The organism is Neobacillus cucumis (assembly GCF_023715505.1).
In genome coordinates this window covers 14724-31229 of record NZ_JAMBOH010000016.1, presented here as the reverse complement: position 1 = coordinate 31229, position 16506 = coordinate 14724, and the positions used below count along the sequence as shown (strand labels likewise).

Genomic DNA, 16506 nt, shown 5'->3' with positions numbered 1-16506 from the left:
AATTCTGAAGATAACAGGAACAAACACAAAACTCAACCACTTATTTCCTGTGCAAGTGCTCGACCAGCTTGTCTTCCGGTAAACAGACACCCCCCGACAAATGTTCCTTCTAATGAGCGGTAGCCATGAATTCCTCCACCGCCAAAGCCTGATACTTCACCGGCAGCGTATAGTCCGGGAACAGGGTTTCCTGAAGCATCAAGTACTCTTCCAGATAAATCAGTTTGTAGACCGCCTAGCGTTTTCCGGCTGACAATATTTAAGCGAACTGCAATTAAAGGCCCCATTTTAGGATCAAGAATCTTATGAGGTGGTGCCACCCGGATTAGTTTATCTCCCAAATAGTTACGGGCCCCTCGCATGGCTGTTATCTGCAGGTCCTTGGTAAATTTATTATCGGTTTCCCGGTCCCGTGCTTGAATATGGCGCCTAACTGCTTCAATCTTTAGGAGATGATCACCAGTTAGCTTGTTCATCCCAGCAACCAGTTCATCCAGTGTATTTGCAATAACAAAATCCTCACCTTTGTCCATAAACGCTTTTACCGGTGCAGTTGGTCCGGGGAGGACACGAGCCAGGACTTTTTTTATACTCTTTTCTGTCAAATCGGGATTTTGTTCCGACCCAGATAAGGCAAATTCTTTTTCAATGATCTTCTGTGTTAAAATAAACCACGAATAATCGTATCCTGATTTCATTATTGCCTCCAGGGTACCAAGAGTGTCGAATCCCGGGAAGTTTGGTGCAGGCAAGCGGTTTCCTTTAGCGTCAAGCCAGAGGGAGGAGGGGCCAGGTAGAATACGAATCCCATGGTTAGGCCAAACCGGATTCCAGTTTTTAATACCTTCCGTATAATGCCACATCCGGTCCCGATTCACAATTCTGCCGCCCGCTTTTTCTGTAATCGTAAGCATTCTGCCATCAACATGTTCAGGCACGCCGGAAATCATATGTTTTGGTGCCTCACCTAATCGGGAAGGCCAATTTTTCCGAATTAACTCATGGTTTCCGCCGATGCCCCCGCTTGTTACCATTACTGCATGGGCGTTAAATTCAAAATCGCCGACAACCTCACGGGAGCTTGCTTCCCCACGGGCAGCCGTACTAGGGATTAGAATATTACCCCGGACACCGACTATGGCTCCGTTATCCTTTATTAATTCATTTACACGGTGGCGTGGGTGATAGTCAACAAGGCCTTTTGCCATTGCCTGACGGACTCGTTCCTCAAACGGCTTGATAATTCCTGGACCGGTTCCCCAGACGATATGGAAGCGGGGCACGGAGTTCCCATGGCCTTCCGCTGTATAACCTCCACGCTCAGCCCAGCCAACGACAGGGAAAAAACGGACTCCCAAATCATAAAGCCATTGACGTTTTGCTCCAGCGGCAAAATCAACATAGGCCTCCGCCCACTTTTTGCCCCAGTAATCTTCATCATCTTCACGGTCAAAGCCCGCAGCGCCTAACCAGTCCTGCCAGGCAAGTTCACGTGAATCTTTTATTCCCATCCTTCTTTGTTCGGGTGAATCTACTAAAAACAGACCCCCAAAGGACCACCATGCCTGACCCCCAAAAGACGCTTCCGGTTCTTGGTCTAGAAGAAGAACTTTCTTACCGGCACTAGCCAGCTCTGATACTGCAACTAAGCCGGCAAGACCGGCACCGACCACGATCACGTCATATTTCAATTGTATTCCCTCATTTCAACTGGTAATCTATGACTGTTTTCTGAATAATCAATATATTTATTGTAACATGGATAATCCTAAATGGGTAACAAGTTTCTTATCTGTCGTAACACTGGAATATATTCACCTTCGAGAGTTAAGAGAGGTTCATAACTGTCGTAGCCTTGAAATCCAATCACTTTCGAGGGTTAAGAGAGGTTCATAACTGTCGTGGCTTTGGAATCCAATGACCTTCAGGGTTTAAGAGAGGTTCATAACTGTCGTAGCCTTGAAATTCAATCACCTTCGAGGGTTAGGAGAGGTTCATAACTGTCGTGGCTTTGGAATCCAATGACCTTCAGGGTTTAAGAGAGGTTCATAACTGTCGTGGCTTTGGAATCCATCACCTTCAGGGTTTAAGAGAGGTTCATAACTGTCGTCCCACTAGAATACATTCACCTTCAGTAGATGGGAAAATGTCAAAACATAAAAGCAACCTAGTTTTTTAATTCCACACTTAATGAAGCTGTCTTATCAACCTTTAGCTTATAAAAAGAATAGATTTCCCGCAAATGCACAATAATATGTTCAAATATGGCTAGGGGGATTTTCTTATGAAAAAAATAACCACCATCATCTGGAGTTTGTTTATCATACTATGTCCACTAAATACGCGGGCTGATGAACTGCCTAGGTTATCTTCGGATTGTATTGAAGAGATGAAAAACCGGGATGAAGAGTTTAATAAAGACATTATGAGGGATATAATTACTGGACTTGGGCTAGATATAGATCATCAAAATTACATAGAAGTTTCCGATAAAGACTTAGAAGCCGCCCATCTTATTTATGGCGGGAAAGAAGTCGACGAAAATTATCAATCCTTACATGAACAATTTATTGTGGCCTCTCGCGGCAAACCGACTCTTTTTATAAAAAAAGCAGAAGGCTATTTACTGTATAAACAGTCTGATAATACAAACGTCGCCGTTCATCTGAAACTTTCTGATCTCAAATGGGTGGTAGTAGGTAAGAAAAAGGAAGAAGGAAAAGCCATTCATTACAAACTGTTAAAATGTGAAAAAGAATATTTACAGAAAAAACGGGAGTACTCTAACCAATAATCTTATTGATTAGTGGCACATACAAAAAATCTACTGAGAAATTAATCCTAAAGTAGTAGGCACCCTTAGGCAACCAATGAATCAATCGGAGGGAAAAGAAATTGTCAGATTATTGTCCATTATTATGGCCGGAAGAGCCGACTCCGGAAAAATATAAAAATTGTCGGGAATGTGGTCTTGATAAGCATGGATCAAGGATGATCTGGGGAGAAGGAAACCCGAATGCACCGATTTTGATTCTTCTTGATAATCCAGGGGCCCGTGAAGACCGGGAAGGGAATCCCTTTGTATGCGGGACAAGACAAACACTTCAACAGGCAGCAAAAGAAGCAGGAATACCCGATGAAGATTTGTATGTTACATATATATTAAAAAGAAAACCTGTCAGAGCTTATGATAAGGATGATGTCCGGAGAACATGTATGATGCATTTAAATGATCAGCTTTCAGTCAAAAAGCCTGAGTTTATTTTTTGCCTTGGAAATGTAGCGGTTCAGTCCTTTTTCCAAGATTCTGAAGTGGATGTAAAGAAATTACATGGAAAATTCCATAAAGTCAATGGTTTTCGAACTACTGCAAGTTACCATCCTTTAGCAGTAAGACGACGTCCTAACCTCTGGCCGATTTTTATAAAGGATTGGAAGTATTTGGCGGACAACTATAGAATTCATTAATAAAATAGCTTTTTTCCCGCATTTATCCAATCATAAACCTCTACACTAAAACCCAAAATAAGATAGTTCGCTCATTCAAAACAAAGGGGTTGTTGAGGTTGAGATGGCATAAAACAATACTTTCTATGATTCAGCAGCGGCAGGATAAAAGGATTGCATTAGCAGTAGATACCTCTACAAATGAGGCACCTGTGATTCTTATTAATAACATAGTAAAACTGTTTGAACAGCTAAAGCCCGATACCTTGTTGGTTCAAGCAGATTTTAAAATCAGAAGCATTTCCCCGATTCAAAGCGATTCAATTAAGTATTATACTCACGGGAAATCATCTTATACATTAGTTTTAGAGTGGGCAAAAGAGGAAAAGATTGATACACTATTTTATATAACCGATGTCACTGGCTTCTTCGCAGAAGACATGGAAAAGGTCGATTTTGAATTATTTTGGCTTGTCCCCGGGGATTTCTTACCGCGTGTGCCATTTGGTAAAGCGATTAAAGTTGCATGATGATTTTATCCCTCACTTTGGTGGGGGATTTTTTAAATTAGGGGAGAGGATAAGCAATATGATAAAAGAGCTAGATTTAAATTTAAGGAATACGTTAAAAGAAGTATATGATCTTCAAAGAGCATCCTACCATATTGAAGCCCAATTAATTAATTTTTTTGAGATTCCCCCCTTAACAGAATCTATCGAAGATTTAGGAGCTTGTGGTGAAACATTTTTAGGGTATTTTGAAGGGGAAACCCTTGCAGGTGCAATTTCCTATACGATTGTGGAGCATGAATTGACGATTTGCCGCATGGTCGTTCATCCGAGCCATTTTAGGAAGGGAATTGCCCAAAAGCTGCTGAAAAAAGTGGAGGAACAGAACCAAGATATATCTGTTCTATACGTTTCAACAGGTAAGGAAAACCCTCCCGCTAAAAATTTATATTTGAAAAATGGTTTTCAATTTGTTTCTGATCTAGAGGTGGTACCTGGTTTATATATTAGTCATTTTAAAAAGGAAAAACACCATGTGTGAAATGGTGTTTTTCCTTTTTCTTCTGATTAACCCATCAAAACTTGCACAACCATCCAAATGTTTAAGCCAAGAATGATTAAGGCAAATAGGGAAGATAGTACAGTGGTAATCCTTTTATTCGTTAGCACGCCCATCAATTCCTTCTTCTGAGTAAAGTAAATCAGTGCAATGATAGGAAATGGCAGGACAATGCTTAGGATTATCTGGCTAATAATAAGTGTTTGGGTTGGATCGACGCCAAGCGCAACAATAATAACAGTTGGTAGCATGGTTACTAACCGCCGAATCCATAACGGAATGCTAAAGCCGACGAACCCCTGCATGATCACTTGACCGGCCATCGTTCCGACCACTGAGCTTGATATACCGGAGGCTAGCAAGGAAATTAAGAAAACACTAGCAGCTGCCGAACCTAAAAGAGGTGTAAGCGTATGGTAGGCTGTAGTTAAATCGGCAATATGACTTTGCCCAGTTGTATGAAACACGGATGCAGCCATATACATCATTGCAAGGTTAACGAAGCCTGCAAGTGTCATTGCGATAATAATCTCTTTCGTACTAAACTTTTGTATTTTAATCTTTTCACTATCATTTCTTGGCACAATTCGATTCTGGGTTAAACTTGAGTGTAAATAAATCGCATGAGGCATAACCGTAGCTCCAATTACACCGACCGCAAGCATGATACTTTCATTATTTCCGAGCCATGGAACGACACTATGATAAGCGATTTGTGAAAAATCGGGCTGTGATAATATCGTTTCCACTAAGTAACATAAGCCAATTAACATCGCGAAAGCCGCTATAAACTTTTCTAACGGCCGGAAGCCAAATCTTTCTAACATTAAAATTAGATAGGTGACAATACCAGTAATAATAGTAGCATATAACATCGGAATCCCTGCAAGTAAATTTAAAGCAAGAGTTGCACCTAAAAATTCAGCCAGATCGGTCGCCATCGCAGCAAGCTCCGAAACAACCCACATAATTATCGTCAACCATTTTGGCATCCGATCACGACATATTTCTGGTAAACTTCTTCCAGTAGCGATCCCCAATTTACCTGACATGTTTTGCAGAAGCATCGCCATCAGGTTCGCTAAAACAATGACCCAAAGCATTTTATAACCAAAACGGGCACCACTTTGTATATTGGTTGCAAAGTTTCCCGGATCAACATAAGCAATTGATGCAATAAAGGCTGGACCAAGGAATGGTATTAATGCCCGGATCCCTTTTACTTTTCCATTTATGGCATCTCTTGCAGCAGAAACCGTCTTAAGTTCTGCGGCTCGAGCCTTATCAACTGCAAGTGAATTTGTCTGACTCATAAGACACCATCCTTTCTGATTTGTTTTTCGTAGGTGCAAGGTTTGTTCGCTAATCAACAAAAGTTGCGCTCGTGCAAAATCTTTATATTTATTATAATAAATTTTATAAAAATTGTGTACACTTTTGTCTAATTAGATGAAATTTTTTTAAAAAGAAATACTAAAAGCGCCCATTCATCTGTCTAAAAAAGTTCGCTTGAACAAATATGGTTTTAAGGCTACAGTAGAATGGTAGAACGATTAAGAAGGTGCTTATCTTGGAAAAACGTTATTTTACGATTGGGATGGCCGGCCATATTGACCACGGGAAAACTTCATTAACTAAAGCATTAACCAATGTTGATACGGACCGTTTAAAGGAAGAGAAGGAACGGCAAATTTCCATTGAGCTGGGCTTTGCGCCCCTTTATGAGGACGAAGAAATTCAAATATCTGTTATTGATGTTCCAGGTCATGAACGCTTTATCCGTCAAATGATTGCCGGGGTAGCCGGGATTGATTTAGTTGTTCTTGTGGTAGCAGCCGATGAAGGGGTTATGCCGCAAACAAAGGAGCATCTCGACATTTTAAAATTTTTAGGGGTAAAAAATGGTATAATCGCCATTTCAAAAATAGACCGGGTAGACGAAGAGTTTATTGAATTGGTGAAAGATGACATTTTAGGAGAACTTACTGGGACGGTTTTTGAGGACGCCCCCTTTGTTCTAGTTGATAGTTTATCCAAAAAAGGCATTCATGAAATAAAAGAATTAATCATAAAAACCTTAAAGGATCAAGAGATGCGAGATGCGAAAGGGGCCTTTCGTCTGCCGATTGATCAGGTGTTTACTGTAAAAGGGCAAGGGACCGTTGTACGCGGGACTGTTTATGAAGGAACGGTGGAAGAGGGACAAGTATTAAAAATTATGCCAAAAGGCCTTGAAGTGAGGGCAAGGCAAATTCAGGTCCATCACCATTCGGCACATAAAGCCTACGCTGGGCAAAGGGCAGCAATTAACCTATCAAGTGTATCGAAGGAAGAGCTCGAACGAGGTGCTGTTTTAGTTTCCTCCGAGCATTTTATTGTGACCAAAACAGTAGACGTCGCTATTCGTGTAGTCGAGGATCTTGAACATATTGTTAAGCAGCGGATGCCTATTAAGCTTCATATAGGAACAGCTGAGGTAATGGGCCGGATTGTTTTCTTTGATCGTAATGAGATTAAAGAAGAAAATGGGGAAATTCTTTGTCAGCTTCGGCTTGAAGAGGAGATTCTGACAAAGCGGGGTGACCGTTTTATACTGCGCCGCCCAAGTCCGCAAGAAACAATTGGCGGAGGCTGGGTGATAGACCCAAGAGCTAATAAATATCGCTTTGGTAATGAGACGATTGAAGAACTTGAAAAGAAGAAAGCAGGAACACCAAGGGAACGAATTATGGCTGCACTTATGGAAGCAAAAAGCCTCACCCTAACAGAATTAATAAAGCGGACGGCGCTGGATGAAACGACCTTAATAGACCATTTAGCTGATCAGGAATTTGTTTTATATAATGGCAAAGAATATACACTTACACTGTTAATTGATTCCATTGAAGAAGATATTTTTGACCAACTCCAAGAATTCCATCAAACCCATTCGATGAAGGCCGGGATCAATAAAGCGGAACTCATACAGTCCCTGCAAAAAAGGTTCCCTAAATCATTGCTTGATTTTGTTGTAGAAAATGGAATAAGCAATGGGGTGTTTAAGAGAAAAGAACAATTTGTATCCCTCGCAACATTTGTCCCATATGTGCCGAAAAGTTGGGCGAAGCGGACAGAAAATCTTCTTCATGATTTGAAGAAGGATGGACTGAAGGTACGCTATCTAAAAGAATATTTTTCTGCAGCAGGTATACCTGATTCAATCGAATATGATTTAAGAAAATTTCTTGAAGATCAAAATTCACTCGTGCAACTTGACGATCAATTTGCTTATCATGGGGAAGTATTTATGGAAGCAATTGAAAAGCTTCAAAGCGGAACGGGAGCAGAATTCGATGTCGGAGCGGCAAAGGATGTTCTCGACCTATCGAGAAAATATATGATCCCATTTTTAGAAAGATTGGACGCAAAAGGTCTTACCAAGCGTGTCGAAAATAAACGGGTGTGGAAAAAATAATCTAGAAAAGCCTCCATTCACATTAGGATTGGAGGCCTTTCTTTAATAGGTAAGAAAGTATAAAAGATTATACCTAGAGGATTGTCCAGCTCCAGCGCCTAGCCCCTCGAGGTCACTAGCTTATCCAGTTTCGGCTCCTTGGGACTCGAGTCATAAGCCATCCCCTGAAGAAGGCAAAAATCGCCTTCTTACAGGGGCCGTCTTATGCCATCGTCCCAGGGCAGTCGCCTCCACATTTAGGTCAATCCGTCCAAAAGGTTAAAGAGCAACCTTTCGGCCGGCTCGTCTTGTGCTTGTCGGGGCTGACCAAGGCGCTTACGCTTTTCTTATTGTCTACGAAAGAAACTCAGCTGGATTTAGGCCAAGCTCTCGGCAAATGTCAGTAACCATTTGCTGTTCATTTTGATCAAAGTTTCCATCAGCATAACCGATGGCGATACAGTATCGGGCCACTAATCGAGCTATTTCAGGTTTTGTCCTAATTTTTCCGAGCGCACGAAAAGCTTCTGCCCGGCCCATCATTCGGTCATTTTCCATCCTAGATACAAAGAGATTGAATTTTTGAATGACTTTATTGGTATCAAAAACGCGTAATTCCTCACTTTGATGAACAAATTCAATCATTTTTTGCCGCTCTGCTGGATCTAAAGAACCATCAGCCATGGCCACTAAAGCACAAGCGGCTGTCACTGCGTCAAGAAGGTCTTGACTTTTATAGCGATTGAACAATTCTTGAGCCCTTCTTTTTTGATTATTAGCCCATTCTACATAATCTGTTTGTGATGGAGACCATGCATTGCCGCAATGATTACAAGTGAACTTTAATTGGTTTTTTCCAATAAAACCGCCTAGTAACCCAACAGGTCCAAGGATTAACCCGCCGATTGCGGCTTTGCCTAGACCGAATCCTTTTTTTCCTGTTCGCACATTGGCTGAATGGCAGCGAGGACACATAATCTCATCTCCAACATAAGAAGAATGGCTGGAAATAGGGGAAGCAGACTGTGTCGCTTGCGGATACCCGTAGGCAGGCTGACGGTGTGTCGATTCGGGTTGGAGATGAACACGCTGTTGATTCCCATTTTGGTTTACCTGGCTCTGCTGGTATGGATCATAGTTTGTTTGATATGGACTATTTTGACTCGTGTGATTGGCTTGATTTCTAAAAGCCTGCTGGTAATTTGGCGGCTGAACCTGTGTATTTTGCGGAGGGTCATCAACTGTTACACCGAAGTTCTGGCATAATGCTCCTAGACCCCCTTGAAAACCGCTGGCAATCGCATTAAATTTCCATTCCGCGTTATGACGGTATAGTTCTGCCGCAACAATGGCTGTTTCAATGGTAAAGTCCCTGCCAAGGTTAAACCGCAATAATTCTTCATTATTCAGTTCATTAAAAATACGAACATAAGAATCTGAGATTTGGCCAAAATTTTGCCGTTTTACTTGTGCGTCATGGATCGTGATCGTAAAAGCAATTCTGTGAATGTGGTCAGGAACTTTCTTTAAATCTATTCTAATTTGTTCATCATCACGTACACCTGAACCACTCCGGTTATCGCCGCTGTAAATAATGGAACCATTACCCCCGGAAGGGTTATTGTAAAAAACAAAATCTTGATCGCTGTTTACTTTCCCTGATGGTCCTAATAAAAAGGCTGAGGCATCCAAGTCAAAATTAGTACCAAGCTGGCTAATATTCCAGCCTAGTCCGACAACCACATTTTGCAGACCAGGGTGTGATTTCGTTAAATCTACTTTTTGCCCTTTGCTAAGTGTTACACCCACTATTTTCACTCCTTGTCCGTTTATTCCTATGTACATTATACCTGTAATTCTAAAAAGGGAAAAATTTCAAGTTTAGCTTTGTGAGAAAGCTGCTTTAGTAAATACGAATCAAGAAAGGAAAAGTTTCAAGCAGGTATAAGAAAAAAGCACACAGTCCTGAAATTCTCCTTACATTATTTCCTTTAAGGAAAAGTTAAGAAACAAAGATAATAATAGGCTTATTCAAATGAAACGAATAAGAAAAGGAGCCAGCATAAATGAAAAAATGGATTATGATAGCAGTGGCTGTAGTAGTCATTAGTATTGCCGGTTATCAATGGTACGCAGCAAAAACCAGTGCCGAGACAACATCAGAGGTGCGGACTGCAGTTGCTAAAAAAGGCACATTGGATGTAAACATCAGTGGATCTGGATCTGTTCAGGCAGTGACCAGTCAAGATATCATGTCCACATTTAATAATGATGAAATTGATGAGGTACTGGTTGCTAGCGGTGAGAAGGTAAATGAAGGCGATGAACTGATTACATTTTCGGACGGCAGTGATCCGATTACGGCTTCGGCTGCTGGGAAAATAACGACGGTATCAGTTTCTGCAGGGGATAGTGTTACTTCCGGACAAGTTCTCGCCCATGTAACCGACTATAGTGGATTGCAAACAGCTGTTCAAATTGATGAACTAGATATTTCTCATATCCAAAAAGGGCAATCGGTCAACTTGAAGGTAACTGCATTCCCCGATGAGAAGTATACAGGAAAAGTAACCGATATATCCAAAGAAGGTACTTCTTCTAATGGTATTTCTACTTTTACCGTTACAATTACCATTGATAAAATTGCTAACCTTAAAGTGGGGATGAGTGTAGAGGCTAGTATCTTAACGGAAAGTAAACAAAATGCCATTTATGTTCCACTAGATGCCGTCCATACGTCAAAAGGTAAAAAATATGTCAATGTTGTTTCATCAGATGATCCTTCCAGCAGTATAAAGAAAACAGTATCAACGGGCATAGCAAATGAAGATTATGTAGAAATCACGGAAGGAATCTCGGAGGGAGAGACAGTACTGCTGCCAAAATTAGCTAAAGCAATCTCTACGACCTCTACAACACAAACCAATACGCTGCAAAGCAGTCTAAGCGGCATGGGGGGAACGGGCTCGATGAAATCCATGTATCGTGGCACTGGTACCGGAAGGAGTGGACAGTAATGGCAAAACCGATCATGCAAATTAGTAACCTAAAGAAAGCATATAGGCTGGGCGGCGAAATCGTCCATGCATTAAATGATGTTTCAATTGAGATTCAAAAAGGAGAATTTCTAGCGATTATTGGCCCATCAGGTTCAGGTAAATCAACGTTAATGAACATGATTGGATGTCTCGACAAGCCACAGACCGGAAAATATCTTTTTGATGGGAAGGATATTTTTAAAATGGATGATAATGAGTTAGCGACGATCAGGAATCAAAAAATCGGCTTTATTTTCCAAAACTTTAACCTGTTAACCAAACTAACGGCAATTGAAAATGTGGAGCTACCGTTATTATATGCAGGGGTAAACACGAAGGAACGAAGGGAGAGGTCAATCGAAGCATTAGATAAAGTCGGATTAAGAGATAGGGCAGGTCATTTGCCAACACAACTGTCTGGCGGACAGCAGCAGAGGGTTGCTATAGCCAGAGCACTTGCAGGAAATCCGGCAATTCTCCTAGCTGATGAACCAACTGGTGCCCTCGACAGTAAAACGAGTAAGGAAATCATGCAGATTATAAAACAATTAAATGAATTGGGCCATACGATTATCCTAATTACCCATGACCTAAACATTGCCAAACAGGCAAAACGAATGGTCAGCATCCAGGATGGACAATTACTGGAAAATGGAGGTGAACTCATTGGGCATCTTGCAATCCATTAAAATGGCTCTCAAAAGTATAAAGGGAAATAAACTGAGATCAATTCTAACCATGCTGGGTATGATCATTGGGGTTTCTTCCGTCATTGTCTTGGTTTCCATTGCCCAAGGTTCTTCTAAAAATGTGACGAGTCAAATCAACCAATTAGGGACTAACTTATTAACTGTAAGTACATTTGACACAAATGTGACATTAACAGATGACAAAATTAATGAACTTAGTAAAGTGGATGGTGTAAAAGAAGTATCACCGGTTGTTACTGGACGAGTAAACGTTAAAAAGGACCGGACAACTTCTCAAGTGACCTTGACAGGAACGAATGCCGCCTATTCAGATGTGCGTGATACTAAAGTAAGTGCAGGTCGATTTATCACTGATCTGGATATTGAATACAGGCAAAAGGTTGCCGTCATTGGTTCATCTACTGCTACAACTTTCTTTGGTTCAGAAGACCCTGTTGGTCAATACCTGCAAATTGAGGGAACTTCATATAAAGTTGTCGGTGTACTTGTTTCAAAAGGAAGCTCAATGGGACAAGGTGGAGACAATACAATTATAGTCCCGCTTAGCACGGGCCAGCGCTTAATTGGAAGTACTACGATTAGCACAGTATACTTAAAAGGAGAAAGCGAAGACCAGATGGATGTAGTCATGAGTTTAGTTGAAACGAAAATGGCTTCCCTTTTCCCAGGTCAAACGGATTCTTATAGTGTCACAAATCAACAGGATGTCATGGACACGATGAGCTCTGTAACGGACACTATGACATTGATGCTAGGCGGTATTGCAAGTATCTCCTTACTTGTTGGCGGAATTGGTATTATGAATATTATGCTTGTATCTGTTTCCGAAAGAACAAAGGAAATTGGTATACGTAAAGCGATCGGAGCCAAAAGGCGAGATGTTCTTGTCCAATTCTTAATTGAAGCGGTTGTATTGAGTGGTGTCGGCGGTTTAATAGGGATTATTTCTGGGTTAGGTATAGGAAAATTAGTATCGTCCCTATTTAGCTTAAGCGTCTCCTTCTCGTCAAACGTTATTCTTTTTTCATTCTTGTTCTCGTTAGTAGTTGGAGTGGTATTTGGCGTATTCCCAGCAAATAAAGCTTCTAAGTTAAATCCAATTCAAGCATTAAGGTATGAATAATTGGGTAAATGAAGCGGTACGCTATGTTGCGTCCGCTTCGTTTCCTATATAATGAAAAGAATTCTATTTATTTTAAGGAGAGATAGAAATGCGTTTATTGGTGGTAGAGGATAACCTTTCTTTATTAGAATCCATTGTTCAACTTTTATCCGATGAATTTGTGGTTGATCAAGCTGCAAATGGGGAGGATGCTTTATTTTTAGCGATGCAAAACATCCATGATGTAATTGTATTGGATGTCATGATACCTGAAATCAATGGCTTTGAAGTGTTGCAGACCATCCGGAAGGAAGGATTAAAAATTCCTGTCTTATTTTTGACAGCAAGAGACTCTTTAGAAGACCGCGTCAAAGGACTTGATTTTGGCGGTGATGATTATTTAGTTAAACCGTTTCAAGCTGCCGAATTAAAGGCGAGAATCAGAGCGTTATTAAGAAGAAGCGGCAGCTTAACGACAGATCAAACAATTAAATATCGCGGCATAGAATTATTAGGCAAGGAACGCGACATCCTTGTCGATGGAGAAACGATTAAACTAACAGCTAAGCAATATGAGTTGTTGGAATATTTAATTCAAAATAAGGGTGCAATCCTAACAAAAGAACAAATTTATGATCGTGTATGGGGATTTGACTCTGATACAACCGTTGCTATTGTTGAGGTGTTCATGCACCATCTCCGCAAGAAATTAGAGCCGTTCGGCTACCATGCTGATATTAAAACCATTCGCGGTGTCGGCTATATGATGAATGAAGAATAGGGGCAGCGTATGTTTCGTCAAACACATATTCGACTTACTTTAATCATTTCGATTGTTTTTATTGTTTTAATTAGTATACTAGGCTGCATTATTTATTTTTATACAGATAATAAATTATATCAGGATGTTAACCAATCATTAATGGAATCTGTCAATCATTTTCAGCAGCCAGATGGGCCGGATAATAAGCAAGCAAACAATCTCGATAGGAGTGAAGCTGAACCAAAATTCATGCGAAGAGACCCGCGGATTATCACGTTGATATGGGATGAAAAGGGTCAGCTATTGATAGAGCAAGATCGGGGCGCAGCATTATTTCAGGATAATGCAAAATTAATCCGTCCAAAAAAATATGGCACCCTGGAGGATGTTGCAGTAGAGAACTTCACGTTTCGATATATTGCTTTCAAGACTGAACTGCCGCAAATAGGGAAAATTACAGTCCAGGTGATTCGAAATGTGGATTCTGAAAAAGATTTACTAAACAGACTTCTATTAATCATGTTAATTGGCTGCGGTGTGGGAATCATTTGTGCAGTCGTTTCTGGTTATTTCTTAGCTGGCAGAGCTTTGGTACCAATTAAAAAATCTTGGCAAAAGCAGCAAGAGTTTGTTTCCGATGCATCACATGAATTGAGAACGCCATTAGCAGTCATTCAGGCTAAAACGGATATCCTATTCCGATCCCCATCCGCGACCATTCAGGAAAAAATATTAGATATCTCGACCATTTCAAAGGAATCAAGGCGGCTCTCCAAACTAGTAACTAACTTACTGACTTTGGCAAGATCTGATTCCGATCAAATTGAAATGAAAAAGTCCACTTTTCAATTAGATGAGCTTTTATCAGAAATTATTCAGCAGTATGAAGATATTGCGTTGTACCAAAAGAAAACGCTCAAATTAGAGGCGGTAGAGCCAGTTACATTTTTTGCAGATAAAGAAAGAATCCATCAATTGATTGTTATATTACTAGACAACGCCATAAAGTATACAAAAGAAGGTGGGGAAATCTCGCTTTCATGCACCCAAAGTCATTCCTCTATCTTCCTAAAAGTAAACGATACGGGGATTGGAATTCCTGAAGAGGACATTCCAAAGATTTTTGACCGTTTTTACCAAAGCGATAAGGCACGGACTGAAGTGGAAGGAACAGGGCTGGGTTTATCGATTGCAAAATGGATTATTGAAAAACATCATGGTAAGACAAAAGTTCAAAGCGCCCTTGGTCAAGGAACAAAAATTGATATCACCTTTCCAAAGTCCCAAAAATAATTTTTGGGGCTTCTTTAAAATCTTAAGAAAAACTTAAGGAAACCTCTTCATAATGTGCTTATCTACTTAAACAAGCTTCATATATTTGAAGGGAGAATACAGATGAAGAACACCAGAAAAGCCCATTTATGGATTGGATTAATTGCGTCTATTTTTATCTTTATGGAGTCAATAACTGGTCTATTGATGAATGAACCGTGGTTAATCGGACAAACATCGATGGAAGGCGGAAAGGGCAATTTTCAATCAGATCAAATGAATCAAAACCAATTTAACACCGGCCAAACCAATCAGGGACAAACTAAGCAAGGAATGACCCAGAACTCTGGACAAACTGCCGGTCAAACACAGGGGCAAAACGGCAATCAAAACCAAAGGTTTAATGGAAATGGCCAATTCCAAGGACGTGGTAATTTTGGCGGGAATGGAAATTTTCCAGCGGGAATGACGATGAACAGAGAAGGAATGGGACAAACCTCCGCTATGGGTATCATCCGCGGTCTGCACGAAGGCAGAATTGGAAATACTGATATTAAATGGTTAATAGATTTATTTGCGCTTGCCATGATCGCTTTAACAGGTACGGGAATCTATTTATCTATTAAGGTCCTTGGTGCGGAAGCGAAACGAAAGAAGCGCCAATCAGATATGTTAACCGAAGTTTAATAAACAAAGGCACACGAGTCATGACTCGTGTGCTATTTGGCTTACTCGACAATGATTTTCCCCGTAAACATTTGCATTCCACAGCTAAACGTATACTCACCTGTTTTATCTGGAGTGAATGATAGTTTTGTTGATCCAGTTTTAAGGTTAATATTGTTGATGTTGAAATCCGGGATCATAAAGGTGGATAAACAGCTGCTGCTATCTAATGGGTTCGTAATCTCGAGTTCAACCGGAACGCCTTTTTTGACCCGGATCATGTTCGGCGAATATCCTTTCTCCGTTAGAAGCATTTTGACTTTGGGTGAACTCTCTCCGGACACATCCACTTCGGTTTTGCCAGCCGTTTGACTGTGGGTTTCTTGTGTTATTTGTGTTTGAGCCGTATCGTTTTTACCTGGGATCTTTACCATATCACTGCTGTACATAAATAAAAATAATGAAACAAGGATAATGCCGCCTGCGATAATTGCAAATGGTGAAAGTTCTTCAGTGTTGATTGAAAATTTGGTGTTGGCTGCCACCTGAATATAAATAATGACAAAGCCGATAATCACAACGTAGAAACCTAATAAGATTCCTAAAAATAAAGTCGGGTTGATATATTGGAGGAAAAGACCAAGAATAGCCCCGTTAATTCCACCCATTAAACCAGAAATGGCTCCCATTAATATTGCTAAGATACCGACCGGATGGCCCGCCAAGAAACCAACGATAAATCCAATAATTAAGCTGATACCTACAGTCAGGAAGGTCTCACCGGATGCAATCCCAATGATGCTTCCGGCCAGTAAACCTGTGATTACAGCGATCACCATACTTATAAGGATTCCCGAAGTATTATTAAATTTGTTTTTATGACGGTATACAAGAAAAATGGAATAGCCTGTGCCAATGGCCACAAAAGCTACTGAAATAATTGAAAATATATTCATGTTCTGTCTCCTCTTATGTGCCTTTTATAATTAAACAACATAAGAGTATTA

15 protein-coding genes are annotated in these 16506 nt (G+C 40.5%); 11 read left to right on the top strand and 4 right to left on the bottom strand.

Annotated features, from left to right (window positions below; translation table 11 throughout):
• Window positions 1–32: 32 nt before the first annotated feature.
• Window positions 33–1691: an FAD-binding dehydrogenase gene (locus M3226_RS20390; RefSeq protein WP_251569079.1), complete on the bottom strand. Its 1659-nt coding sequence runs from the start codon at window positions 1689–1691 to the stop codon at window positions 33–35.
• Between the two features lie 593 nt (window positions 1692–2284).
• Here M3226_RS20390 and M3226_RS20385 point away from each other — a divergent pair.
• The 4 genes from M3226_RS20385 to M3226_RS20370 all read left to right on the top strand — a co-directional run bounded on the left by M3226_RS20385 (window position 2285) and on the right by M3226_RS20370 (window position 4497).
• Entirely contained in the window at window positions 2285–2794 is a 510-nt protein-coding gene (locus M3226_RS20385) for a hypothetical protein (RefSeq protein ID WP_251569077.1), read from the top strand.
• 101 nt (window positions 2795–2895) lie between these two features.
• A complete protein-coding gene (locus tag M3226_RS20380) occupies window positions 2896–3468 on the top strand; it encodes a uracil-DNA glycosylase (RefSeq protein ID WP_251569069.1) in 573 nt (190 codons plus the stop codon).
• Window positions 3469–3566: 98 nt separating this feature from the next.
• Complete coding sequence (locus M3226_RS20375; protein ID WP_251569068.1) at window positions 3567–3977, top strand: hypothetical protein; 411 nt, start codon at window positions 3567–3569, stop codon at window positions 3975–3977.
• Window positions 3978–4035: 58 nt separating this feature from the next.
• Window positions 4036–4497: a GNAT family N-acetyltransferase gene (locus M3226_RS20370; RefSeq protein ID WP_251569064.1), complete on the top strand. Its 462-nt coding sequence runs from the start codon at window positions 4036–4038 to the stop codon at window positions 4495–4497.
• Between the two features lie 26 nt (window positions 4498–4523).
• Here M3226_RS20370 and M3226_RS20365 read toward each other — a convergent pair whose 3' ends face one another.
• Window positions 4524–5828 carry an Nramp family divalent metal transporter gene (locus M3226_RS20365; protein ID WP_251569062.1) on the bottom strand — a complete coding sequence of 435 codons (1305 nt, stop codon included), beginning with the start codon at window positions 5826–5828 and terminating at the stop codon, window positions 4524–4526.
• Between the two features lie 257 nt (window positions 5829–6085).
• Here M3226_RS20365 and selB point away from each other — a divergent pair, with 257 nt between their 5' ends.
• Entirely contained in the window at window positions 6086–7969 is a 1884-nt protein-coding gene (gene selB, locus M3226_RS20360) for a selenocysteine-specific translation elongation factor (protein ID WP_251569047.1), read from the top strand.
• A 333-nt stretch (window positions 7970–8302) separates the two neighbouring features.
• On the opposite strand, the gene M3226_RS32290 is transcribed toward selB, so the two are convergent.
• On the bottom strand, window positions 8303–9757 hold the full coding sequence (locus M3226_RS32290; RefSeq protein ID WP_308211971.1) for a TerD family protein: 1455 nt from the start codon (window positions 9755–9757) through the stop codon (window positions 8303–8305).
• A 257-nt stretch (window positions 9758–10014) separates the two neighbouring features.
• On the opposite strand from M3226_RS32290, the gene M3226_RS20345 reads away from it, so the two are divergent.
• The 6 genes from M3226_RS20345 (at window position 10015) to M3226_RS20320 (ending at window position 15520) form a co-directional block, all read left to right on the top strand.
• The gene (locus M3226_RS20345) at window positions 10015–10965 is read left to right on the top strand and encodes an efflux RND transporter periplasmic adaptor subunit (RefSeq protein WP_251569045.1); all 951 of its coding nucleotides are present in this window, start codon (window positions 10015–10017) and stop codon (window positions 10963–10965) included.
• On the top strand, window positions 10965–11675 hold the full coding sequence (locus tag M3226_RS20340) for an ABC transporter ATP-binding protein (RefSeq protein WP_285857927.1): 711 nt from the start codon (window positions 10965–10967) through the stop codon (window positions 11673–11675). Before M3226_RS20345 ends, M3226_RS20340 begins: the two co-directional genes overlap by 1 nt.
• Window positions 11653–12819, top strand: a complete 1167-nt coding sequence (locus M3226_RS20335; RefSeq protein ID WP_251569043.1) for an ABC transporter permease — start codon at window positions 11653–11655, stop codon at window positions 12817–12819. Before M3226_RS20340 ends, M3226_RS20335 begins: the two co-directional genes overlap by 23 nt.
• An 88-nt stretch (window positions 12820–12907) precedes the next feature.
• On the top strand, window positions 12908–13579 hold the full coding sequence (locus M3226_RS20330) for a response regulator transcription factor (protein ID WP_251569035.1): 672 nt from the start codon (window positions 12908–12910) through the stop codon (window positions 13577–13579).
• Between the two features lie 9 nt (window positions 13580–13588).
• Window positions 13589–14854: a sensor histidine kinase gene (locus M3226_RS20325; protein ID WP_251569020.1), complete on the top strand. Its 1266-nt coding sequence runs from the start codon at window positions 13589–13591 to the stop codon at window positions 14852–14854.
• A gap of 102 nt (window positions 14855–14956) precedes the next feature.
• Window positions 14957–15520 carry a PepSY-associated TM helix domain-containing protein gene (locus tag M3226_RS20320; protein ID WP_251569018.1) on the top strand — a complete coding sequence of 188 codons (564 nt, stop codon included), beginning with the start codon at window positions 14957–14959 and terminating at the stop codon, window positions 15518–15520.
• Window positions 15521–15561: 41 nt separating this feature from the next.
• Here M3226_RS20320 and M3226_RS20315 read toward each other — a convergent pair whose 3' ends face one another.
• Window positions 15562–16455: a cupredoxin domain-containing protein gene (locus M3226_RS20315; protein ID WP_251569016.1), complete on the bottom strand. Its 894-nt coding sequence runs from the start codon at window positions 16453–16455 to the stop codon at window positions 15562–15564.
• Window positions 16456–16506 lie beyond the last annotated feature (51 nt).